The organism is Enteractinococcus coprophilus (assembly GCF_006716305.1).
Lineage (GTDB): Bacteria > Actinomycetota > Actinomycetes > Actinomycetales > Micrococcaceae > Yaniella > Yaniella coprophila.
This window is the reverse complement of record NZ_VFOU01000001.1, coordinates 841,575-863,441: the sequence shown is the minus strand read 5'-3', so window position 1 is coordinate 863,441 and position 21,867 is coordinate 841,575. Positions and strand designations below refer to the sequence as shown.

22 protein-coding genes are annotated in these 21,867 nt (G+C 56.9%); 13 read left to right on the top strand and 9 right to left on the bottom strand.

All coding sequences use genetic code 11. The features are described from left to right. Window positions 1-58: 58 nt before the first annotated feature. On the bottom strand, window positions 59-400 hold the full coding sequence (locus FB556_RS03935) for a hypothetical protein (protein ID WP_170200353.1): 342 nt from the start codon (window positions 398-400) through the stop codon (window positions 59-61). A gap of 213 nt (window positions 401-613) precedes the next feature. Here FB556_RS03935 and FB556_RS03925 point away from each other — a divergent pair. Both FB556_RS03925 and FB556_RS03920 read left to right on the top strand, forming a co-directional pair. Further along, window positions 614-1,782 (top strand): IS3 family transposase gene (locus FB556_RS03925; RefSeq protein WP_141864913.1). Its coding sequence is split into 2 segments (ribosomal slippage): window positions 614-898 and window positions 901-1,782, totalling 1,167 coding nucleotides; the frame shifts between segments, so codons are not numbered across the junction. 368 nt (window positions 1,783-2,150) lie between these two features. After that, complete coding sequence (locus FB556_RS03920; RefSeq protein WP_141864911.1) at window positions 2,151-2,465, top strand: helix-turn-helix domain-containing protein; 315 nt, start codon at window positions 2,151-2,153, stop codon at window positions 2,463-2,465. Between the two features lie 409 nt (window positions 2,466-2,874). On the opposite strand, the gene FB556_RS03915 is transcribed toward FB556_RS03920, so the two are convergent. The 8 genes from FB556_RS03915 to FB556_RS03885 all read right to left on the bottom strand — a co-directional run bounded on the left by FB556_RS03915 (window position 2,875) and on the right by FB556_RS03885 (window position 11,462). Further along, entirely contained in the window at window positions 2,875-3,945 is a 1,071-nt protein-coding gene (locus FB556_RS03915) for an IS110 family RNA-guided transposase (RefSeq protein WP_141864909.1), read from the bottom strand. A 308-nt stretch (window positions 3,946-4,253) separates the two neighbouring features. Then, a complete protein-coding gene (locus FB556_RS03910; RefSeq protein WP_141864907.1) occupies window positions 4,254-5,453 on the bottom strand; it encodes an IS110 family RNA-guided transposase in 1,200 nt (399 codons plus the stop codon). Window positions 5,454-5,828: 375 nt separating this feature from the next. Continuing rightward, window positions 5,829-6,416, bottom strand: coding sequence for an NADPH-dependent FMN reductase (locus FB556_RS03905; protein WP_141864905.1), 588 nt, complete (start codon window positions 6,414-6,416; stop codon window positions 5,829-5,831). A 470-nt stretch (window positions 6,417-6,886) separates the two neighbouring features. Continuing rightward, window positions 6,887-7,078, bottom strand: a complete 192-nt coding sequence (locus tag FB556_RS03900) for a hypothetical protein (protein ID WP_141864904.1) — start codon at window positions 7,076-7,078, stop codon at window positions 6,887-6,889. Window positions 7,079-7,175: 97 nt separating this feature from the next. Continuing rightward, window positions 7,176-7,322, bottom strand: coding sequence for a hypothetical protein (locus tag FB556_RS13390; protein ID WP_170200352.1), 147 nt, complete (start codon window positions 7,320-7,322; stop codon window positions 7,176-7,178). 428 nt (window positions 7,323-7,750) lie between these two features. After that, window positions 7,751-8,161 (bottom strand): DUF421 domain-containing protein, encoded by a 411-nt coding sequence (locus FB556_RS03895; protein ID WP_141864902.1) that lies wholly within the window; start codon window positions 8,159-8,161, stop codon window positions 7,751-7,753. Window positions 8,162-8,714: 553 nt separating this feature from the next. Then, on the bottom strand, window positions 8,715-10,076 hold the full coding sequence (gene mgtE, locus FB556_RS03890) for a magnesium transporter (protein WP_246057186.1): 1,362 nt from the start codon (window positions 10,074-10,076) through the stop codon (window positions 8,715-8,717). A 612-nt stretch (window positions 10,077-10,688) separates the two neighbouring features. Continuing rightward, the gene (locus tag FB556_RS03885) at window positions 10,689-11,462 is read right to left on the bottom strand and encodes an SDR family NAD(P)-dependent oxidoreductase (RefSeq protein ID WP_141864900.1); all 774 of its coding nucleotides are present in this window, start codon (window positions 11,460-11,462) and stop codon (window positions 10,689-10,691) included. An 857-nt stretch (window positions 11,463-12,319) separates the two neighbouring features. Here FB556_RS03885 and FB556_RS03880 point away from each other — a divergent pair. From FB556_RS03880 to FB556_RS13635, 11 genes are all read left to right on the top strand, one after another. After that, window positions 12,320-12,622 (top strand): urease subunit gamma, encoded by a 303-nt coding sequence (locus FB556_RS03880; protein ID WP_141864898.1) that lies wholly within the window; start codon window positions 12,320-12,322, stop codon window positions 12,620-12,622. A gap of 14 nt (window positions 12,623-12,636) precedes the next feature. Further along, window positions 12,637-13,227: an urease subunit beta gene (locus FB556_RS03875; protein WP_141864896.1), complete on the top strand. Its 591-nt coding sequence runs from the start codon at window positions 12,637-12,639 to the stop codon at window positions 13,225-13,227. Continuing rightward, window positions 13,224-14,936: an urease subunit alpha gene (gene ureC, locus FB556_RS03870; protein WP_141864894.1), complete on the top strand. Its 1,713-nt coding sequence runs from the start codon at window positions 13,224-13,226 to the stop codon at window positions 14,934-14,936. Before FB556_RS03875 ends, ureC begins: the two co-directional genes overlap by 4 nt. 16 nt (window positions 14,937-14,952) lie before the next feature. Continuing rightward, window positions 14,953-15,426 carry an urease accessory protein UreE gene (gene ureE / locus FB556_RS03865; RefSeq protein WP_141864892.1) on the top strand — a complete coding sequence of 158 codons (474 nt, stop codon included), beginning with the start codon at window positions 14,953-14,955 and terminating at the stop codon, window positions 15,424-15,426. Then, window positions 15,407-16,156 (top strand): urease accessory protein UreF, encoded by a 750-nt coding sequence (locus tag FB556_RS03860; RefSeq protein WP_141864891.1) that lies wholly within the window; start codon window positions 15,407-15,409, stop codon window positions 16,154-16,156. Before ureE ends, FB556_RS03860 begins: the two co-directional genes overlap by 20 nt. A gap of 35 nt (window positions 16,157-16,191) precedes the next feature. Beyond that, window positions 16,192-16,806, top strand: coding sequence for an urease accessory protein UreG (gene ureG / locus FB556_RS03855; protein ID WP_141864890.1), 615 nt, complete (start codon window positions 16,192-16,194; stop codon window positions 16,804-16,806). Next, window positions 16,803-17,693, top strand: a complete 891-nt coding sequence (locus FB556_RS03850; protein WP_141864888.1) for an urease accessory protein UreD — start codon at window positions 16,803-16,805, stop codon at window positions 17,691-17,693. Before ureG ends, FB556_RS03850 begins: the two co-directional genes overlap by 4 nt. 115 nt (window positions 17,694-17,808) lie before the next feature. Continuing rightward, the gene (locus tag FB556_RS03845) at window positions 17,809-18,912 is read left to right on the top strand and encodes a FecCD family ABC transporter permease (protein WP_141864886.1); all 1,104 of its coding nucleotides are present in this window, start codon (window positions 17,809-17,811) and stop codon (window positions 18,910-18,912) included. Between the two features lie 26 nt (window positions 18,913-18,938). After that, window positions 18,939-19,934: an ABC transporter substrate-binding protein gene (locus tag FB556_RS03840; RefSeq protein ID WP_141864884.1), complete on the top strand. Its 996-nt coding sequence runs from the start codon at window positions 18,939-18,941 to the stop codon at window positions 19,932-19,934. Continuing rightward, window positions 19,931-20,722, top strand: coding sequence for an ABC transporter ATP-binding protein (locus FB556_RS03835; protein ID WP_141864882.1), 792 nt, complete (start codon window positions 19,931-19,933; stop codon window positions 20,720-20,722). The genes FB556_RS03840 and FB556_RS03835 overlap by 4 nt, the downstream gene beginning before the upstream one ends. After that, entirely contained in the window at window positions 20,719-21,789 is a 1,071-nt protein-coding gene (locus tag FB556_RS13635) for a methyltransferase domain-containing protein (protein WP_141864879.1), read from the top strand. The genes FB556_RS03835 and FB556_RS13635 overlap by 4 nt, the downstream gene beginning before the upstream one ends. The last annotated feature ends 78 nt before the right edge of the window (window positions 21,790-21,867 follow it).

Sequence of the window (21,867 nt, the reverse complement as noted above, 5' to 3'; positions counted from 1 at the left end):
CCGGGCAGCAGCTACTCGACTTCGACACACCCCCAATCAAGAGCCCTCTGTCGAGACCCTAGTCCACGGTTTCCGTCTCAACCACGGGTATCTCAAAGGACGACGCTTCGCCGAACTCAGTATGCTGCTCGCCTTCCATGCCCTGTATCTGCTCAGATGTCACACTCATCAGTTCCTCGGCCTCGCCTTTCGTCCACCCCATACCTGCGTAATCAAATTCATTGACGGTGCTCTGCTCGGTAACCGGCACACTTTTGGCCTGCAGCACAGTGGTAGATGTCAAGGTGGTTTCAATCTCTTCGCCGTGTCCCGGGACTTCGTAAATTTCGATGTCGTCCGCGTCGCCAACGAACTCAACATCCACTCCTACCTCGCTGGCGGAATCTGGATGCGGCCTCATTCGGGAACGTACCAACGTCGGGCTGACGGCGGCTCGGGCACGAGGCCGCCCCGGCGGCCGCCCACCTAGGTTGACTCCCCATCAAGCGATCACTGCCAAGAAACTCTACGAGCAACAAGACATGATCGTCGCCCAAATCGGAGACGGGGCCTGCTGCACGACTAGGTGACATTCGATCTGGCTAGCTGACTGCTGGTCTGGAAGGATGAACCTATGCCCACCCCGTTCCCCAAAGAGTTCCGCGACGACGTTGGCGAAGTTGCGCTGAATCGTGATGCCGGTGTCACACTGGCTCAAATTGCCAAGGACTTTGGCATTCATGTTGGCACGCTGGATACATGGATGCGCCAAGCCCGCACCGCATCTGGGGAACCACCAAACGTGACCAAGTCAGAGAACGACGAGCTGAAGGAATTGCGGAAACGCAACCGCTTACTGGAGCAAGAAAACGAAGTCCTGCGACGTGCCGCAGCGTATTTATCACAGGCAAATCTGCCGGGAAAAGGCTCTACCCGCTCGTAAAACAGCTGGCCACCGAAGGGATCCCCGTGGTGGTATCGTGCCGGGTACTCAAGCTTGCTCGTCAACCGTACTACCGCTGGTTGCACCAGCCCGTACCAGAAGCTGACCTGGTGGCAGCCTATCGTGCCAACGCGCTCTTTGATGCCCACCGAGACGACCCGGAATTCGGCCACCGACTCTTGGCGGATGAAGCCACAGCCTCCGGCCAACCGATGGCTGATCAGACGGCATGGCGGATCTGCCACGACAACCAATGGTTCAGCGTATTCGGCAAACGGAAAGCACGCGGCAACGGTATCCGGCCTGGTCCTGCAGTCCACGATGACCTCGTAAAACGCGACTTCACCGCTGACCGCCCCAACCAGTTGTGGTTAACGGACATCACCGAACATCGCACCGGCCAAGGCAAACTCTATGTCTGTGCGGTCAAAGACGTCTTCGCCGGCAAAATCGTCGGATATTCCATCGATGCCCGTATGACCTCACGGTTAGCCCTCAACGCACTGAATAATGCTGTTGCCCTACGTGGCAACGTGGCCGGTTGTGTGGTCCATTCCGACCGCGGATCGCAATTTCGTTCACGGAAATTTGTGCGCGCCCTGAAACGTCACGGACTGGTCGGATCGATGGGCCGCGTCGGAGCTGCAGGAGACAACGCCGCCATGGAATCCTTCTTCTCGCTACTGCAAAACAATGTGCTGGATCGCAAACCATGGGCCACACGCATCGAGCTTCGCATCGCGATCGTCACCTGGATTGAACGAACCTACCACCGCCGCCGCAGACAATCCCGGCTCGGCCGGTTGACGCCAGTCGAATTCGAGACCATGATGAACACCCAGGTAGTACTCGCTGCCTGACACAACACCTGTCACCTAACCGTGCAGCAGGCGCACGTCTTAGGTGTCAGTCGCTCTACAATCTATCGGGCGTTACGGCATGATCCGGGATTCAGGCCGATGCAGCAACGGCCAGTGGGTGAGAAACGATCTGACCAGAAGCAGGATCTCTAGCCTGACTGGCCCGTCTGGGCGCAGCATCGCCCAGGGGCATGCTGAGTATCTGATGCGGCTTCAGCTCGGTGGGCGTCTAGGTGTTGTGCAGGTGCTTTGACGTGTTGTCCATGACCTGGGGTGGCCTTCGGTCCAGAGACCCTTCTTGCAGTCTGGACGAGGGTGGGGTACTGGCTGTTGGAAAAAACCTGCCAGAAGATGTCACAATTAAGGACATGACTATACAAGACGTTTTCAATTCTAACCTTGCCCGCGCCGGTCGTGCCTTGGTAGGCATCTCTACCTGGCACATCGCAAACGAAACCGGCATTAAACGCAAGGACATTCGTAAATTTGAACGCGGTATCATCGATCTGCCCGAGGACCAGAAAGAAGCCATCCAAGCAGTCCTCATCGACCACGGCGCACTCTTTCTACCAGATTCACAAGCCGGCGGCTACGGTGTGCGACTCAAATATTCCCAGCAAAAATCCAAACAACTCGACCGTTGGGAAGGCGAAGGCGGCCAACCCGCAGAGGACAACACCTAGAACTCACACCAGACCACACCGGCCATAAACCCTGCAGCGCCCTGAAGCGTCCTAGGACGGTTCAGGGCGCTGGCCAAGCATACTAGATTCGCTATCCGAGCGGAACAACACCCAAGACGGTCCACCCAAAGAAATAATGAACCCAGGCGCCGGCCCAGGCGCCCATCGATCCAGAGCAACCTAGCAAGCCAGGTCCAGAGATTGCTAGCCCTCGGAGAAGACAGAGTGGTCCAGAGGCTTCTTAAACATCCTTGACGGCATTGTAGAAACAGCCAGATTCGGCCTGCTTTTATATTTATCTCCTGTCACTTTAGAGAGTGAACAAAGGGCATACCCGGTTAGACAGTGACGCGGCGTGAGCTTTTTCAGGACGTGCGAGGGGGGTGCTTCTATGAAGCTTCTATAGATGTCAATACCTTTTTGCTGAGTGAGCGGCTTGATTGAGGTGCCGGTAAATTCGACGGGCCAGATAGCGTTTCAAGCATCTACGTATCTCTCGGTCAGTTTTGCCTTCGATGCGTCGTTTTTCGACATAAGCTTGGGTTTCGGGATCATGGATTGTTCGGTGCATCGCGATCACGTTGAGGGCTCGGTTGAGTTGGCGGTCACCGCCTCGGTTGAGCCGGTATCGCACCGTGTTACCTGAGGAAGCTGGCAGTGGGCTTGCACCAGCTAGAGCGGCAAATGCTGCCTCGTTGCGGAGCCTTCCGGGATAAGCCCACGCCACGAGCATCGTGGCTGCTGTGACTGGTCCGATGCCAGTTTCGTTGGTGAGGTCAGCAGCGGGACTTTGTGCAATCAGGTTCGACAGCTGTTTGTCATTCTGGAGAATCTCAGTGTGGGCTTGTCGGACGCGTTGCGCTAAACGAATAGCCTCGCTGCGTGCGATAGCTAAGCTGATGGGTTCTTTTCTGCTACGCCAGGATGCGATCTGGCTGATGATTTTCATCCCGAGTGCATGCCGTGCATCGATGCCTAAATCAATGGTCCGCAGTAACGCAGTTAGGGCGTTGATGGCTCTGGTGCGTTCGCGTGCTAATTCGTCTCTGGCGGTCAACAAAATCTGCAGTGCACTCTGAATGTCGTCGTGACCTCGTGGTTTGCGTAGCCGGTCAGTGGCCAATGGCAAGACTGCGCTGGCAATACGGAACGCATCAATGGGATCAGTTTTACCAATACCTCGGCGGGTTTTGTTGCTCATACGAGGCGCCTCGACGACTTCGTAGCCTGCCGTATCGACTGCTTTGGCCAGCTCAGCCCCGTAGCTGCCGATGCCCTCGATGACCCACAGACTATCCAGGTCTCCGTCGGTCCGTCGCCCGGCCCATGACAGAGCCCGTCGCAGCCCAGGTTTTGTGGTCGGAAACGTTTGGGTATCGACATGAACGCCACTGTTGGTGACCACAGCATAGGTGTGTGTTGCAGCGTGGGTGTCGACTCCGATGACATATGCATACTGGTGTGAAACGATAGTGGACATAGCGATTGTTTCCCTTCGGATCTGTTCGCGGACCGTGTTTCGGTCGCTATCGGCTGACACCGAGCCCGGACAGGAATCACTTCGGGGCAAAACTGTAACGGGTCACAACGCTCAATGTTGGACATGCTTCTATCAGGCCACCAAGGTGGACCGGGCGGTGTCGGCCCACCGTTGTCATCGGACAATTCATAGGCAAGACACCCCATCACGGAGGTCAGTTTTGTCATGAGTCACGACAACGCCAGTGTGCCAATCAACCTACCCGGCCAGCCAGTCCCGGACTAGCCACTTTCAGCTTTACAGTTCCGTCAAGCTGCTGTTGCAAGTTGAGTAGGCCGGGATTCGTAGAAGGTGCCGTCTCTGAGCATCGCGAAGAGCACGTCTGATCTGCGTCGAGCGAGGGCGATGATGGCTTGATTGTGGCGCTTTCCTTCGGCTCGTTTTCTATCGTAGTAGGCACGGGACACGGGATCGCCTTTGATCGAGGCGAAGGCTGACAAGAACAGGACGCGTTTGAGGACTTTGTTGCCGCGTCGGGACGGACTCTCACCACGGATTGAGGTGCCAGACTGCCGAGTGACCGGTGCGATGCCAGCATAAGATGCTAGGTGAGCTGCGGATTTGAAGTCTTTACCGACCACTTCGGTGAGAATGCGTGCGGCAGTCCTGACTCCAACACCGGGCATGGAAGTCAGGACTTCGGTAAGAGGGTGCGCATCAACCACCAACAAAATTTCAGCTTCAACATCACTGCGCTGCTGCGTGAGTTGCTGTAGTTGGGCAGCTAAGCGACCAATAATATGCTCAGCAGCATGAGTGCCGGTCACGATAGTCGTTTGCTCGGCTAATGCCCTAAAGATCTCATCGGTCAACCGTGCTGCCATGCGCGGCGCAAGCTTTTTGAGCCGAGCTCGAACGTGGCCTCGACCGGCGCGTTTCAACCCCGCAGGAGTTGGATACCTGCCGAGTAAATCAACGACTGCTGGGTGTGCCAACCGTGGCCCCAGCACGCGCTCTAATGCTGGATGGATCTGCGTCAGCAGCCCTCTGAGCCGATTGCGGACTTGAGTCAGCTGGGCTGCCAGGTCATCATCAAAACCACACAGCATTGACAACTCCGCGATCTGTTCTTCAGCCACGGTGATACTCCGCAGCGTGTGTGGCATGGTGCGGGCAGTTTCGGCAATGATGTAAGCATCTCGGGCATCCGTCTTCGCCTGACCCGGATGCAGATCAGCGACTCGACGCATCGTCAGTCCTGGCAAATACGCCACCTGAGTATCCATCTGCTGAGCTACAGCGACAACCAGCGCACCGATAGTTTTCGGCTGGTCTACTACGACCAGCAACTCGCCGTGTTTGGCGACAAGATCTGTCAGGAGTTCCTGAATCTTGGGCTCGGATTGTGGCAGCGGTTTGTCATGCACCACCCCGCCCTCCTGATTGACTGCGGTGGCGTGATGCTGAGACTTTCCGACGTCGATACCAACGAATACTTGGGGTTCCATATCGATCACCTTCTTGGGTGCGTTCCAATAAAAACAAGGTGACCGGTGGTTCGTGCGTTCACATCCACGTTACGAAGACCCACAAAATTTTGGAGCGTGCTTCTATTAGCGATCCGAACGAACCAGACTGGTTCCGGTGACTACACCCCCCTGACCATCAACGACTGGGGGCAACCATCATGCCGGAACCAGCTGGTTACCTACACTGCATATCCTGCCGGAAAACAGTGCTACCTAAAAGGTAACGGGGAAACGCGCAGAACCAAGTACGTCGACAGGCCGCCTAATACCACGGCGTTTAAGATGTGGCCGCTGGGGGAAGCCGTAGGAACTTTCGGTCACAAGGGCCAAGGAACGATCCGCTCGTGGGTGGGGTCAGGCGGCTTCAGGGTCTCCGATGTGGCCGGCGGCGTTGACGTCCAGGACCCGCTGAACGAAAGCGTAGAACTCGTTCATGTAATGCTGCAGGAAATCTTTCGTGCCATCGTCGCGGATCTCGCCGTCGCCGTAGACATCGGGGTCGAAGTTGATGTAGACCTCGGGCGAATTGAGCTGCGGGGCGTCCAGGAAGCTCAGGACGCTGCGGAGCTGGGACTGCGCGACGGCGGTGCCGATCGCTCCCATCGAAGCGCCAACCACACCGGTGGGCTTCCTGGCGAAGGAGTTGGCACCCCACGGGCGGGAGCCCCAGTCGATGGCGTTCTTCAGGGCACCCGGGATCGAGCGGTTGTATTCCGGGGTGATGATGAGGATGCCATCCGAGGCCTCGATCGCCTGTTTGAGGGCCCTGCCCTCCGCCGGGTAGTCGGCGTCGTAATCGTAGTTGTAGAGCGGCAGGTTGCCGATCTCGATCTCGGTGAACTCGAGGTCTGCGGGCGCGAGCTTGATGAGTGCCTTCGACAGGGTCCGGTTGATCGACTGGGTGGCAAGGGATCCAACGAGGTATCCGATTCTGTAAGTCACTTGGGCCTCCTAGAGGTTCCGGAAGTCATCTCAATCATCACTCTGCGTATTCGTCGAGTCAAGAGGGGGCGCCAACGGGTCGGGCTGGCTGCGAGGCTCGTGCGAGTCAAGTCTTCTGCTTCGCTGGTGCATGCAGCGCAGGTCCTCTGCAGTCCTGAACACCGGGGATTGCCACGGCTCACAATGGAAACAGCGCAACTTGTCGAAATGGGGCATGGCGCATAGAGAGGGTCATCATGAGAAGCGCCACAGCACCCCAAAGTCCGCCGATACCCACACTCAGATCGTACCCACATGATCACACCCTCCGAATAGCGGGTATACACGCTGTGAGACTTAAGGTAGCTGGTCTGGGATCGGCTGGCAGTCAGGCATCGATGAGGAAGTCCTAGGCGCCAGAGGTTACACCAGAAACAGCTGGTGTCATATTCGAGGCTCACGTCGTAGCCTTCTTGTTCAAGGACGTGTGGCTACAGCTCGGAGACGGCGATCCCTTCATCCCAGCCGTTGAAAACATCGATGGTGACCGAGCTGCCTTGGGTTTCACCATCACCTGGAGGGGCGGTGTCCTCTTGATCATAATCGTCAATACATCCGGTCAGAGCTAGGCCGACAACAGAAAGGATCGCGGCCGTTTTATAGAATCGAGCTGAGATTTTCATGGTGTGTCCTAAGTGGCGACAGGAGTGGATACGCTGGTGCCGCTAGCTTCGAGCTGGGTAGTGGAAACCAGCGGCTGTCAGCAAGTTGAAGGACTAACTACTGAGTCAGCCCCTTAACGTATTCTTGGTTTGCTGCTACCCATTCCGCGATGATTGAACGGTAATCATTGACATCCTGGTTCTCATTAAACAGCACGAACTCCCACGAGTACAGCAGCTCCGAGCCAATTTCAAAGTTTTCCAACCAACGACTTCGGCGTTGGCCTCATCAACAATCCATTCAGCGTTGGGGAAGGGGCGCAGATATAACATGCTCCACGACCCCCTGCTTGCCGTGACGGGTATACCTGCCTTGACACTCCTGTTGGCGATCCAACTTCATAAAACTGCGACTGTTCACACCCGTTTGCGGTGCTTGGCGGTGTTGTCTGGTGACATAGGTGGCCTGTGGCAGCGTTTGGCTTTGAAGTCGGTGACGTATTGCAGTACACCATCGAACACGCTTCATGACTTGCTGCAAACCATCCCACCAGCTATTGCCGTCGGTGTTGCGCTCATGTTCTGCAAGGCCGCACCGAACGACTCCCCAGCAGTTGGTAGCTGAGGTCTTAGTTCAGCTGCCAGGGAGCAGTTCGATACCGTCATCTCGGGCGTGGGCACGTTGAAGTTCCTTTAGTTTTCATACGGCACAAAACTAATCTGTCCGCTGGGCTCTAAATACGCAGATTTTACCTCGGAGAGCTCCTGGAAGCCGTTGACTCTGAGCTGGGATAAGATTTCGTCCTTCGCTAACAGCTCGCGCCGTGCGGTCTTGTGCACAATTTCGCCATCCCTGATCAACGGACGCGGACGCGGGGCCGTGAGGTTATCCAACCACGTCCAGCAATAGCTGCCCATACCCAGGAGTACCGCCCAGAATAATATGGTGGCCACCACCACAAGACTGCCAAAAATCGACGAGGCTTCTCCGCCAAGCCCCGGGCTGGCAGCCTCAGAAATCATGACGACCAAGATAATATCTGAGGCATTCAAGTCGCCTGACGTACGCCGCCCCAGGAACCGCATCAACAAAAAAGACGACAAGATACATCACCGTTCCGCGCAAGAACAGTTCGAGCACGGAGGTACTGAATACAAAAACTGCTTCCCACATAATCGTCTTCTACTACATACTGGTAGATCAGGTGTTTTATAAAGTACCCCGGACCGGCACCGGACAATAGGTCCCGATCACGAAGTATGTGAACCGTCAGGGAGGTCACGCGTTATCGTGCGGGAGAGCGCTGGGTTGCTGACCCATTGCGCCGCGCTACGACGGTACCGAAGTGTTCTCAGCAGCCGAGATTGCGGGAAGGTATTTTGACTGATCTCGGTGTAAGCGCGTGTGATGACTCGCGGTAGTGGTTGCTGCCGTGTGGGTGCAGCATTGGCCCGGGTCTGCAACGTGCTGTACGACACCAGGTGGAACTATGCCTGCCATGTCCTGCCGAGGTCTTCGTCCAAGGGCTGAGTTCATATCGCATGGGATGACCAGCGAAGCGTCACCAAGCGACCACCCCCGAGGCGCGGTATGAAACTGCACGGATCCGCCCCACGAAGCTACCAACCACAGGTAAAGGAAGGTAACTAGCCTGTGCTAGATGCCCAGGATGGCACGGGCGATCAGGAAATAGATGATGAGCCCGGTGGCGTCCACGAAAGTCGAAATAAACGGGTTGGAAAATACCGCCGGATCCACCTTAATTTTCTTAGCAATCAGGGGCATCACCCCACCAACACTGGCAGCCACACAACATATTGCCAGCAAGGTCAGCCCGATGATCAGCCCGACATCGAAATCAAAAATGAATCCGGTAATGACCAGCCCAAGCGTGCCCAACAACAGTCCCAGGCAGAACCCGGTGCGCACTTCTCTGGTGAGCACGCGAAAAACATCTCGGGGCTCAACATCGTGCAGGGCCAGGGCCCGCGTCACGGTAGTGGCAGCCTGGTTCCCGGTGTTGCCGCCGATACCAATCAACAGCGGTACGAACAGCGCCAGAGCGGTGACCTGTTCCAAGGAGTCTTCAAATACCGACAGCACCTGTACGGTGAGCGTGCCGCCAATGGCCAGCACCAGCAGCCACGTGATGCGACTCCGGACTAACCGCAGCACAGGGGTGGATAAATAGGGGCGGCGTAGTGCTTCCACACCACCTTGACGCGAGACGTCTTGGGATTCTTCATACTCTAAGATGCGCGCCGCATCATCCAGGGTAAAGATCCCGACCAGGCGTTGTTCGTCATCCACGATGGCGGTCGCGAAGGCCCCTTGACGGGTGATCCGGCGCGCCACGGTTTCGGCGTTTTCCGTGACGTAGGCAGTATGCGTCGGTCGCATAATGTCTTTGAGCACCTTAGCGTCGTCGCTGCGCAGCAAGGATCGTAAGGTGATCTCGCCCAGGACTCGCCGACCGTCATTGACCACCGGAAGATAATACACCGTTTCGGCGGTTGCTAGCTCTTCATCGACGTACTGCCTTGCTTCTGCAACGGTGCGCTGAGCTTCCAAGGCAACGAACCGCGGACTCATCCGTCGACCAATCGCCTCGTCGGGATAGCCAAGCAGGGTCGAGGTCTGGTTTCGCTCCTCGACGTCCAGGCCGAGTAATAGCTTTGAAGCTACCTTTGCGGGTAGCTCATCAAGCAACCACACTCGTTGAGCCGGGGACATCTCCAAGAACACTTCAGCGGTTTCATGCTCTTGGAGCGCACCGAGTAAATCACTTTGCAGTGCCGGTGACAGGCCCTCGAAAACGGTTAAGGCGACGTCTTTTTCTAATAGCCGGTAAACGATCGCGCGGTGCCGGTGGCTCAAACGGGACAGGACTTTTATCACCTGCACAGGCTCGAGCGCATTGATCGTTTCTTCAATCTCGGCATACTCGTCTTGGTTGAGATGGTCTTTCATCTCCTTGACGACCTGATTCAGGTGTTGTGGTTCAGTGTGAATCATCATAACCGCTTCCATGCAAATCAGAGACGGAGACCAGGGCACAGCTACCACACGGTACGTTGCCTTCAAGCTACGAGGTAGTCCTCGTCCCCTTGGACATTTTCCTTCGCTCTAGTTCTACCCGTTCCCAGACCGCCATGGCCAGCATTACGGTGGGGAGCCGAACCACCACTCAAGTGGACCTAGCGGAGTGTCGTGCGTGGGCCGTGGCACGTTCTTTAGACAGGTCGCTCGGGGTGAAAGCCCATGAAGTAGGCGGGCACTTCGCAGGAGCGATAGCGTAGTCACGAGGTACGGGATTGAGCTGCCGTTAGGGCACTATCTCTAGGCTAGCCACAGCACAGGACGCTCCAGAACAGGACCACCGCGCTGTGCAGCAGCCATCGGTCACGGAGTTCGTGTCGCCAGATAGCCCAGCGTGGCCCAGAATATGACCGTTCCGGTTACGAATACCTCCGCGACGCTTGGCAAGAAAATTCTGCTCCCCGCGCGAGCTCTTGTCCACCGAGAATCGGCGTAGCGTGGCCGCGCCAGAATCGGACCGACTGCAGCGCAGGGCGATGGGAGCCTCGCGCTGTGTTAAGCAGGGACAGGGGTGGAGTCAGGGAGCTAGCTTCAGTGGAGAACTGATCCACCATTAACATCCAGCGATGCGCCGGTGATGTAACTAGCGTCGTCAGATGCCAAGTAGAAGATCGCCCCGGCAATCTCGTCCGGCTCACCCGCCCGAAGCGCAGGGACCTTCCCCCACTCGATGTCCCGCATCTCCTCGAACGGAATCCCGCGTAGCTCAGCCTCGGCCTGGAGGGCGTCGGTGTGCATAGCGGTATTGATATGCCCAGGACAGACCGTATTCACTCGAACCTTTGGCGCTAATTCTTGAGCAAACGACTGCATCGCCACAATGAGGCCAGCCTTCGATGCGCTGTACGACGATAGGAAAGGATGACCGGACCTGCCCCACTGAGACGACACGGCAACGACAGAAGCCCCCTCGGTGTCCTGTAAGGCGCGAGCAAATGCGCGCGTGAACAGGAACGGGCCGGTCAGGTTGATGCTAAGTACGCGCTCCCATTCCTGCGGGTCCAACTCTCCGACTGAAGCAGCGGTCTGAACCGTGCCGGCGACGAGCAAAAGGGCTTTCACCCCGCCAAACTCCTCCAGGATCTCATCTCTGACCTGCTCGACGTCCGCAGCGGAAGCGGCGTCGGCGAAGTATCCACGCACCGTCTGGCCAGGACCAGCCAGCTCCTTGGCCTCTTCGAGGGCGCCCTCCAAGGACGCCCCGATGTCGATCATGGCAACATCCCAGCCCGCAGCCAGAAACCTGCGCACCGTAGCTCGCCCGATTCCGCCTCCGGCTCCGGTAATCACTGCGACGTCAGACATCGATTCTCTCCTTCCAAGGCCATCACGCTGTGAGGGGGATGGCCTGGCCAATGTATGAGGATTCCTTTGTCGCGATTGTAGTCCACTGTTGCTGACCAAGGAAGGCTCTTCCGCGATGCGGGATCGTATCCAGCGGTTTGTGATGGAGCAAGTCAATAGACGCTTCAGCGAAAAAAGTCCTCAAACAATAAGGCCTAACGGCCGTCGCCAACACTCCCAAGAGTAGAGGCGGACCTAGCCTCTTTTGAGTCAAATGAGAAGCGGAAGATTTGACAAGCGCAAGCACGATTGTTCCTCTGAGAGTTGCCGAACAAGTTACACGTCCTATTATCTGCGTATGCTGGCCTGAAGTGACCGGGCGAGAGTGGAGTTATTCGGCGCGAGCGAAGAATCCATTCGGTATTGGCGCAACGAGCACCACAATTGATCTCTATGAAGTCTGCCCCTCATACGAAAGGTGACTTGATACGTACCGCGAAGGAGGTTGGAGAGCCGAAGACTGTTACCGGGCCAAAAGCCGATCCCGAATTAAAAATCAGGGTACTTGATGAAGACTCCACCGGCGCTGCTGACATCTCCAGATACACGTTGCACGGTCCTCTAGAAAAAGCTTAACCGCAACAACCTGAACTCCACACCGCAAGACTTCACAAGATTCGAATAGTAATTCCAGCCGTGACTATGATTTCGCCTTCACCTTCTGTGAGGTGCGACAAGAACTACGCGCTACAATATGCAGAAGGTATGTCGCCATCAAGACATTCGCCCGTAAATCAGTTACTCTGCAGAGGAAACGAGTTGTCGTCCCGGGGATTCTCCCCGGCGGGAATTATCGTTCTTGATCGAGAGGATATGCGATGCATTTGACTCCACGTGAGCAAGAGAAACTGCTCATTGTCGTAGCCGCTGACGTGGCACGCCGGCGCCGGGAGCGCGGCCTGAAACTAAACCACCCGGAAGCAATGGCGCTTCTGACCGCCGAATTGCTCGAAGGAGCACGCGACGGCAAAACTGTCGCCGAGCTGATGAATTGGGGCGCCACTGTTCTGTCACGCGAAGACGTGATGGACGGGGTTCCAGAGATGATTCCAGATGTTCAAGTTGAAGCCACTTTCCCCGACGGCACCAAACTCGTAACCGTCCATAATCCCATTCGATAAAACGTGAGGTCGTTATGATTCCCGGTGAGTATATTTTGGCAACAGATCCCATCATTTGTAACTCAGACAAAAAGACGCGCATTATCAATGTCGTCAATCGCGGTGATCGACCCATACAGGTGGGCTCCCACTATCATTTTGCAGAGACCAACCCCGGCCTAGAGTTTGATCGGCTCGCAGCACGCGGGATGCGGTTGGACTCACCGGCGGGCACGGCAGTGCGTTTTGAACCCGGTGATGCGCGCAGCGTGCACCTTGTTGAAGTGGGCGGTGAACGCGTGATCTTCGGTTTCCATAACGAGGTTAATGGGTATGTCGGCTCGACCGTGTCAATGTTCTCTACCGAAGCCATTGGTGGTTCAGCAGGCTACGACATCGCTCGCGACGCGGATCTTCAGGACCGCCACGAAGAGTATCGTCAGACGAAAACCGGGGACGTCCTGGTCGGTGGGTCACAGACTGAAAGCGCGTCTCCGGTCAAAAATTCAAGTGCCACCGAGGCAGAGTTTGACGCAAACGACGAAATTCATACGAATTCCACGATGAGTGGCTCCAAGTCGACTGGCTCACGTGAGATTGAAAAACAAAGGAAGGACCGTTCATGAGTTTTGAAATGAGCCGCAAACAATATGCGGAGATGTACGGCCCGACCACAGGTGATGCGATCCGCCTGGCCGACACCGACCTGTTGGCAGAGATCGAACACGATTACACCGTGTACGGAGAAGAAGTCTCTTTTGGTGGCGGCAAAGTCATCCGCGACGGGATGGGCCAAAACGGTCAACGCACCCGTGACGAGGGCATCCCCGATACGGTCATTACCAATGTTGTGGTGCTGGACTACACCGGTATTTATAAGGCAGATGTTGCGCTGCGCGATGGCCATATTTTTGGCATCGGCAAGGCCGGTAACTCGCTGATCCAAGACGGTGTGACCATCCCGATCGGTGCTTCCACCGATGTCATTTCTGGTGAGCATAAGATCCTCACCGCCGGTGCCATTGACACCCACGTGCACTTTATCAACCCAGACCAAGTGGCGGTTGCGTTAGCCAATGGCACCACCACACTCATTGGTGGTGGCACCGGACCATCAGATGCATCAAATGCGACCACCGTGACCCCGGGGGCTTGGCATATCTCCCGCCTATTGCAGGCCGTGGATAATCTACCGATCAACGTCGGGTTGACGGGCAAAGGCCATGCCAGCTCTCAAGAACCGCTGGCCGAACAAATCCGGGCCGGAGCCATCGGGTTGAAACTCCACGAAGACTGGGGCGCTACCCACTCTTCCATCGATATGGCGTTGCAAGTCGCCGACCTCATGGACATTCAAATAGCCCTCCACGCGGATACGCTCAACGAGGGTGGTTTCGTGGAAGACACTATTCGCTCCATTGATGGTCGGGTCATCCACAGTTACCACACAGAAGGTGCCGGAGGTGGACACGCTCCTGACCTCATTCGGATGGCGGGTCTGCCCAACGTTCTCCCGGCGTCGACCAACCCAACCTTGCCCTATACCCGCAATACCGTGGATGAACACCTCGATATGGTGATGGTTGCACACAACCTGAACCCTGACATTCCAGAAGATGTCGCGTTTGCGGATTCGCGGATTCGTCATGAGACCATTGGAGCCGAAGACGTCCTGCAAGACCTGGGCGTCTTTTCCATCACCAGTTCCGATGCCCAAGCCATGGGCCGTATCGGTGAAGTCGTGCTACGCACCTGGCAGGTCGCCAACGCGATGAAACAGCAGCGCGGCCGCTTCGCTGATGATCCAAAGGTCGGCGATAACGCGCGCCTGAAGCGCTATATTGCCAAGTACACAATTAATCCGGCCATCACCCACGGCATTGCTGACACTGTGGGCTCTATTGAAGTCGGCAAGTTTGCTGATCTGGTGTTATGGGATCCGGCGTTCTTCGGCGTCAAACCCCAACTCGTTATTAAAGGCGGTCAGATCACCCAGGCCTTGATGGGTGATTCCAACGGTTCCATTCCCACCCCGCAACCACGCACCATGCGCTACAACTTCGGTGCACTGGGAGGTGCCGTGCATAAGTCATCGTTGACGTTCCTACCCACTGCGGCCCTGGAAGACGAAGTCCCAGAGCGCTTGGGCCTGCAGCGGACCGTGAAGGAAGCCAAAAATATGCGCCACTTGACCAAAGCCGATCTGAAGCTCAATGGTGAAACCCCACAGATTGATGTCGATCCGGAGACCTATCAGGTCTTCATCAATGGTGAGCACATCACTGCCCAACCCTCAGACGTGCTGCCAATGGCTCAGCGCTACTTCTTATTCTAGGCCCCGGAGATGCACCATGATTATTCACCAGATACTTGGCAATCGTCACGAACTATCCGACCAGCAGCTGGCCGGCCTCACCCAAGATCACGTGACCCTGAGCACTGAGCAATTGCGCAAACGCGTCCAACGGCTGACCACTCACACCGGTCGGGAAATCGGCCTGCAACTCGCAACGACCCAAGAACTGCGGGACGGCGATATTTTGTTTCGCGATGACGACACCCTGATCACCGTGCAGGTAGCACCCACCGACGTGCTGGTCATTGCACCAGAAGATTTAACCAGCATGGGGTTTGTGGCGCACAGCTTAGGCAACCGTCACTTACAGGCACAATTTTTTGGCCCGGAATCTGAATATGGTCGCGCAGTGATGGTCGTGCGCTACGATCACACGGTCGAAGACTTTCTCACCGAACACCACATCCCTTTCACCCGCGAGCAGCGCGTCATGCCCGCAGCCTTCCGTCATGCCGAACACACCCACTAACCCGGCAGCCACGCTGGATACAGCCCACATCGCGAGCCTCGTATCGCTGTCCGGACTGTTGACGGTGCTGCAGCTTTCGGACTCAGCCCTGCCGACCGGTTCGTTTAACCATTCTTTCGGGATGGAAACCTACCTGCAGCGCGAACTAGTGCACTCAGCTGATAGTTATGTGACTTGGGCGACCGGATATCTCCACCAGGTAGCGTATACCGAAGGTCTGACGGTGCGCCTGAGCCAAGAGGCCGCCAAGAAAAATGATCACGAGGCCATCGTTCGGATCGACCAACTGCTGTATGCTTCCACGATCCCTCGACAAATTCGCGAGGCAGGCACCTCAATGGGCCAGCGCCTCAACGACATTGTGGCAGTGGCGGTGCCCGATACCCCGGTGCTCCGTGGCTATCGTGGGGCCATCGACAATGGCGTATGCCACGGGCACCCAGCAGTGATGTTCGCCCTGGCGGCTGCAGCAGTTGGCGTCTCAGTTTATGAAGCCACCACCGCCTACCTGATGCAGTTGGCCACCTCGTTGAATCAGAATGCGATCCGCGCCATCCCCTTGGGTCAAAATGCCGGTCAGCGGGTGCTGACCGAACTGCGCGACATCATCCCGCAGCTTGTGGAGGTTATCTTCAGTCTGGATGAATATGATCTAGGGGCAAGCCCTCCAGGATTGGAAATCGCCCAGATGCAGCATGAAACTCAACGGGCTCGCATGTTCATGTCATAACCGAGCCCCACCCTGTTCAAAGGTAAGGAGAACTTATGAAACCCGTACGAATTGGCGTTGGCGGTCCCGTCGGCGCAGGAAAAACCCAGTTGATTGAACGCATCACCCGGGCGCTGCAGGACGAATACTCGATGGCTGCGATCACCAACGACATCTACACCATTGAAGACGCCAAGATCTTAGCCGCCAACGGGGTGCTGCCACTGGATCGCATCATCGGTATTGAGACCGGCGGCTGCCCGCACACGGCCATTCGCGAAGACACTTCGATGAACGAGGCCGCAATCAAAGAGCTCAAACGCCGTCACGACGACCTCGACATTGTCTTTGTTGAGTCCGGCGGCGATAACCTCTCGGCCACGTTCAGCCCAGAACTCGTTGACTTCTCAATGTATATTATTGACGTCGCGCAGGGCGAGAAGATTCCTCGGAAAGCCGGCCAAGGCATGATCAAATCGGATTTCTTCGTTATCAACAAAACCGATCTCGCTCCGTATGTGGGTGCCGATCTATCCGTGATGGAAAAAGATTCCCTTGAGTTTCGGGGCGAGAAACCTTTCGCATTTACGAATCTAAAAACCGATGAGGGTCTTGACGAAATTTTGGCCTGGATCCGCAAAGACGTCATGATGGCAGATCTGGCGCAGTGAGGCCTTCACTAGATAACCCCGTAGGGCAATTGCAGTTGGTCGTCCAACAACGCGGGGACCGGGCAATCGCCCGCCAGCAGTACTTCCAAGGTGCCCTACGGGTACTGCGACCGCACTACCTCGACGAGTCTGGCCAGGTAACCTACACGATCGTTAACCCCGGCGGCGGATACCTCGGCGGCGATGTCTACGCCATCGACGTTGAAGTCGATGAAGAAGCCTCGATGCTGCTGACCAGCCAGTCAGCTACGAAAGTGTATAAGACACCTGATGCGCCGGCTTACCAGCACTCGACCTTTCGACTCGGTCCTGGTGCTGTCTTAGAGTATGTGCCCGATCAGCTCATCGCCTACCGAGACGCCCACTATATTCAGGACACCGTGGTCGAGATGGATCCTACGGCGAGTTTTGTCTCCATGGAAATCATCACTCCCGGGTGGGCGCCCGATGGAACCCTCTTCCGCTACGACCGGATCCAGTTGCGACAAGAGGTTCGAATGCATGGACGTCCAGTGGTGGTCGACAATCTCTTGGTCCGGCCGGGAAGCGAAACTGCACCTGCCGAATCGCTGCTATCAATGGAGGATAAAACCCACGTCGGTTCGCTCCTCGCAATGGATGCCCGCATCACCCAGGACCTCGTAGACGAATTGCGCGACACCACACAGCAAGTGCTCGAGAACACCTCTGCCTTGTTAGGTTCCACCAAGCTCACAGCCCCACACCCCGCACCCCTATTGGGCATGTCGCTGCTCGAAGGCCCGGGACTTGCCCTGCGTGTGCTGGGCACTTCAACCGAACAGGTCTCTACGGCACTGTATGCGGTGATCAACGATTTGCGGTCCCGTTGGCGAGGGCAAGATCCCGTGCAGTTGCGTAAATACTGAGCTGCAGGAGAGCGCCTGCCCCGCATCCGGAGTACCCACAACGACTGTTGCTAGCGATACCCAGGGTGGTCGGTTTCGATGTAACGAAGTCGAGCAGAAGTGATAATGTGTCCAGGTGGACACATATCAGAAGACTGGCCGACACGGATCTCAAACCACTGTGGACCTTGCGGTACTTGGGGTGCAGAACCAACGACGGCGCACCTACCTCTGGCTTGTCTTACTGACTGTTGCAACGGCAGCCAGCCTGGTGCTGGGTATTTCGATTGGTGCAGTCGCTGTATCACCCGCTGACGTCCTCGGCGTAATTGGCCACCGTCTGTTCGGACTAGCTGACGGTTCGTGGTCGGAAACTACTGAAGCCATCGTTTGGGATGTCCGACTGCCACGGGTGGTACTTGGTTTGTGTGTAGGTGCCGGACTAGCCGTATGCGGCATGGCCCTGCAAGCTATGGTTCGCAATATGCTGGCCGATCCCTATTTGCTCGGTATCAACTCCGGGGCATCCTCAGGTGCGGCTGCTGCCATACTTTTTGGTTTCGGCGCTGGCCTGGGTGAACATGCCCTCCAGGGCAGCGCGTTTTTGGGCGCACTGGCGGCCTCTCTGCTGGTCTATAGCGTCGCACGTACCGGTGGTCGAGTGACCTCGGTTCGATTACTCCTTGCTGGGGTCACCGTTGGATATGCCCTGTATGCGCTCACGAGCTTCCTCATCTTTGCCAGTGGTTCCGCAGAAGGTGCCCGCTCGGTCATGTTTTGGCTGCTGGGTTCCTTGTCACTCGCCACTTGGGGCACGCCGTTACTGGCCGTCGTGTTGAGTACTCTACTCACCATCACCGTCTTGACCATGCTGGGACGCAGCGTTGATGTGCTGGCGCTAGGCGACGAGACCTCCCTGACCCTGGGTATCAGCCCAGAAAAACTCCGCACCGGGCTCCTTGTCCTCGTCGCTTTGTGCATCGGGATCCTCGTCTCGGCCGCGGGCAGCATCGGCTTCGTCGGGCTGGTGGTCCCACATCTTGCACGGCGCGCCGTCGGCTCCACGCACTCCCGTGCTATCCCCGTGGCGGCACTCATGGGCGGCGTCCTGCTGATTTGGGCAGATCTGGTGGCTCGGACCATGCTGGCACCTCAAGAAATTCCCGTAGGTATCCTCACCGCGATGGTCGGAGCACCCTTCCTGCTCATCCTCATTCACCGTCTCCAAGCAGCCAATTAACGCCAATCCCCCAGGAGATATTTACCATGCGTTCTATTCGACCTTCTGTTTTTCAGAGGTGGGCTCTTATTACCGTCGGCATTCTGTTGCTCACCGGTTGTGCTGCGAGCCCCGAAACCGCAAACACAACGGCCCCGCAAGGATACCCGGTAACCGTAGAGAACTGCGGGGCCGAGGTGACCTTCGAAGCCCCACCCGAACGGCTCGTGCTGCTAAAATCGGCACCCGTCCCGGCACTGCATGCCCTCGGGGTACTTGACCGAGCGGTGGCGCGAGCCGGAGCCTTCCCAGAAGAATATTTTGATGAGCCCACGCTTGAAGAGCTTGAAGCCATCCCGCAACTCGCTTCTGACGTGGATGCTACCGGTCATCTCCATATTTCCAAAGACATTGTCATCGCCCAAAACCCTGATGTCGTCTTCGGTGAGGTCGAAAACCTGCCTCGGCAAAGCCTTGCAGCATCGGCTATCCCATTATTAGAAGAGCCAGCATTGTGTGCCACCGGTGCCGATCAGTCCCCTGATTTTGAAGCGGTTTATCATCAGGTCGAGGTCTATGGCACAGTGTTCAATAAACAAGCCGCAGCCCGCACCATCGTCGAAGACCTCGAAGACCGTGTTGCAGCAGCCCGCGCTCAGACGCCTACTGATGAGCAACGCACCGCGGCCGTGCTGTACCCTACTGTCGGCGGCGGCACGACCTACGCCTACGGAACGGGCTCAATGGCTCACGCTCAGCTCGAAGCCGCCGGACTCACGAATGTCTTTGCGGGCACCTCCGAGCGCGTCTTCGAGGTCTCTTCCGAGCAGCTGCTGGGTTATGACCCTGATATCATCATTCTGCTGCACTCCGAAGGTGACCCCCAAGCCGTAGAAGAATCGCTGCATAGTCTGCCCGGGGCCGAAACACTTACCGCGGTGCAAAAAGACCAGGTGATGACTCAACTCTTGAACTTCGCCGAACCCGCTACGCCCCTGGCCGTGACCGGTTTGGAAAACATCGTCGAACGGTTCCACCTGTGATCACCGGCACCAACCTCACTTACGCCTACGGGAACCACCGCGTCATCAACAACATCTCGTTGTCGAGTGCACTCGGACGCGTCCTGGGGATCATCGGCCCAAATGGTTCGGGCAAAACCACGTTACTTCGACTGCTCTACGGGGCGTTACAACCCCAAGAAGGTGCAGTCTGTATCGACGGCAAACCCCTAAGCCAACTGAACCCACGCGAGATCGCCCAGCAGCTGGCCGTCGTCGTCCAAGAACCTTATGAAGAAAATGCGATCACCGTCGGGGAAATGGTCTTACTCGGCCGGACGCCGCATACCCCACCCTTCACCCGAACGACCGCCGAAGACCACCGCTTAGCAGCCGATGCACTGGAACGCGTCGGGGTCGCACACCTGGGCCATCGATCATTTACCAGCCTGTCGGGCGGCGAGCGCCAACGCGTCTTGATCGCTCGGGCGCTGGCACAACAAGGGCGACATCTGCTGCTCGATGAGCCCACCAACCATCTGGATATTCGATACCAACACGAAATTCTCGCTTTGGTGCGCAGCCTGAGCGTCACCACTCTGGTCGTGCTCCACGATCTCAATCTGGCAGCACAGTACTGCGATGAGCTCATCCTGTTGGACCACGGGCAGGTGGCTGCCAGCGGCACCCCCGAAGATGTTCTCAAGCCCGAGCTGATCTACGAGGTGTACGGCATTCATGCCATCCGGCACCAGGTCGCCGATCATGTGCACCTCTCCTTCGCGCTGCCACCGATCCCCACGCTTGATAAGAAAGGACCATACCTGTGACTGGTGTCCAACCACAGATCAACCGCTACTGGAATTATCGTGCTCCTACTTACGATGCTCACCAACAGCGTGCAGACCGTCGCAATGCTGATCAGGCCGCGTGGACCCGCGCTGTGAGTCCAGCCCTCCCGGAAAGTGTAAAAGATGTGCTAGATGTGGGCACCGGCACCGGTTACTTAGCCTTTCTGCTTGCAGACCTTGGGTACACAGTCACCGCTACCGACCTCTCCGAAGGCATGCTGGCTATCGCTGATGACCGGGCGCAAGAACGCAGCGCCCAGCACAAGCCGAATCCGACGTTTGGGATCGGAGACGCTATCCGACCAGATTTTGAACCGGCGAGTTTTGATGTGGTGGCGAACCGCTACCTGATGTGGACGCTGCGTGATCCTTTAGAGGCCCTGTTGAACTGGAAACGAATGCTACGGCCTGAAGGGCGCCTGATGATTATCGATGCACCGTGGTTCCCCAACGGTCTTGAAGCCAACCTGACCGAGAATTTTGTCGAACACTATGGGGGGCATGTGGCCGACGAGCTCCCGCTGGCAGAAGCCCACAGTATCCATGACACCCTGGCTATTATCCGGCAGGCCGGATTCCACCACGTCACGGCAACACCACTGGCCGAGGTATTCACACTAGATCAAGCGGCCGGTGTGGCCCCCGGACACCATGTGCAGATGCAATACATTATTACCGCTCGCAAAGCTCCCACGGTGCAGAATGGAACCGACCACGAGCACATCGCGGAAGCCGCCGTCGCCCGCATGGAGCCCCAACTTGAGCTGTGGACCGAGGCGTTTACGGTCTGTGCCGACCCGACTCGTCTCAAATTGCTGATCGCGATGCACGCCGCCCCCGAAGCCACGGTCACGCAGCTAGCTGCTGCCGTGGACTCCACTCCAAATGCGGTCACCCAGGCACTCCGGAAGCTCCACAGCATTGGTGTGGCCGAACCCCGCACCCACGGCCGACATCGCCGATGGCGCCTCACCGACCATCGAATCCATGACCTCCTGCACCATGTGGCTGCACCACACTCCGAGCTGCATCCCGATCACCCCTGACTCCCAACGGTCCGGCGACGAACGTAATAAGAACTGTACTAGCGCAGGGTGAAACGGACGGGCAATTCATGTTCTGAG

Bases quoted from the DNA above. Each gene is read 5' to 3' on its own strand.
- FB556_RS03935 (WP_170200353.1), bottom strand. From the start codon at position 400: ATGAGGCCGCATCCAGATTCCGCCAGCGAGGTAGGAGTGGATGTTGAG.
- FB556_RS03920 (WP_141864911.1), top strand. From the start codon at position 2,151: ATGACTATACAAGACGTTTTCAATTCTAACCTTGCCCGCGCCGGTCGT.
- FB556_RS03915 (WP_141864909.1), bottom strand. From the start codon at position 3,945: ATGTCCACTATCGTTTCACACCAGTATGCATATGTCATCGGAGTCGAC.
- FB556_RS03910 (WP_141864907.1), bottom strand. From the start codon at position 5,453: ATGGAACCCCAAGTATTCGTTGGTATCGACGTCGGAAAGTCTCAGCAT.
- FB556_RS03900 (WP_141864904.1), bottom strand. From the start codon at position 7,078: ATGAAAATCTCAGCTCGATTCTATAAAACGGCCGCGATCCTTTCTGTT.
- mgtE (WP_246057186.1), bottom strand. From the start codon at position 10,076: ATGATGATTCACACTGAACCACAACACCTGAATCAGGTCGTCAAGGAG.
- FB556_RS03885 (WP_141864900.1), bottom strand. From the start codon at position 11,462: ATGTCTGACGTCGCAGTGATTACCGGAGCCGGAGGCGGAATCGGGCGA.
- FB556_RS03880 (WP_141864898.1), top strand. From the start codon at position 12,320: ATGCATTTGACTCCACGTGAGCAAGAGAAACTGCTCATTGTCGTAGCC.
- FB556_RS03875 (WP_141864896.1), top strand. From the start codon at position 12,637: ATGATTCCCGGTGAGTATATTTTGGCAACAGATCCCATCATTTGTAAC.
- ureC (WP_141864894.1), top strand. From the start codon at position 13,224: ATGAGTTTTGAAATGAGCCGCAAACAATATGCGGAGATGTACGGCCCG.
- ureE (WP_141864892.1), top strand. From the start codon at position 14,953: ATGATTATTCACCAGATACTTGGCAATCGTCACGAACTATCCGACCAG.
- FB556_RS03860 (WP_141864891.1), top strand. From the start codon at position 15,407: ATGCCGAACACACCCACTAACCCGGCAGCCACGCTGGATACAGCCCAC.
- ureG (WP_141864890.1), top strand. From the start codon at position 16,192: ATGAAACCCGTACGAATTGGCGTTGGCGGTCCCGTCGGCGCAGGAAAA.
- FB556_RS03840 (WP_141864884.1), top strand. From the start codon at position 18,939: ATGCGTTCTATTCGACCTTCTGTTTTTCAGAGGTGGGCTCTTATTACC.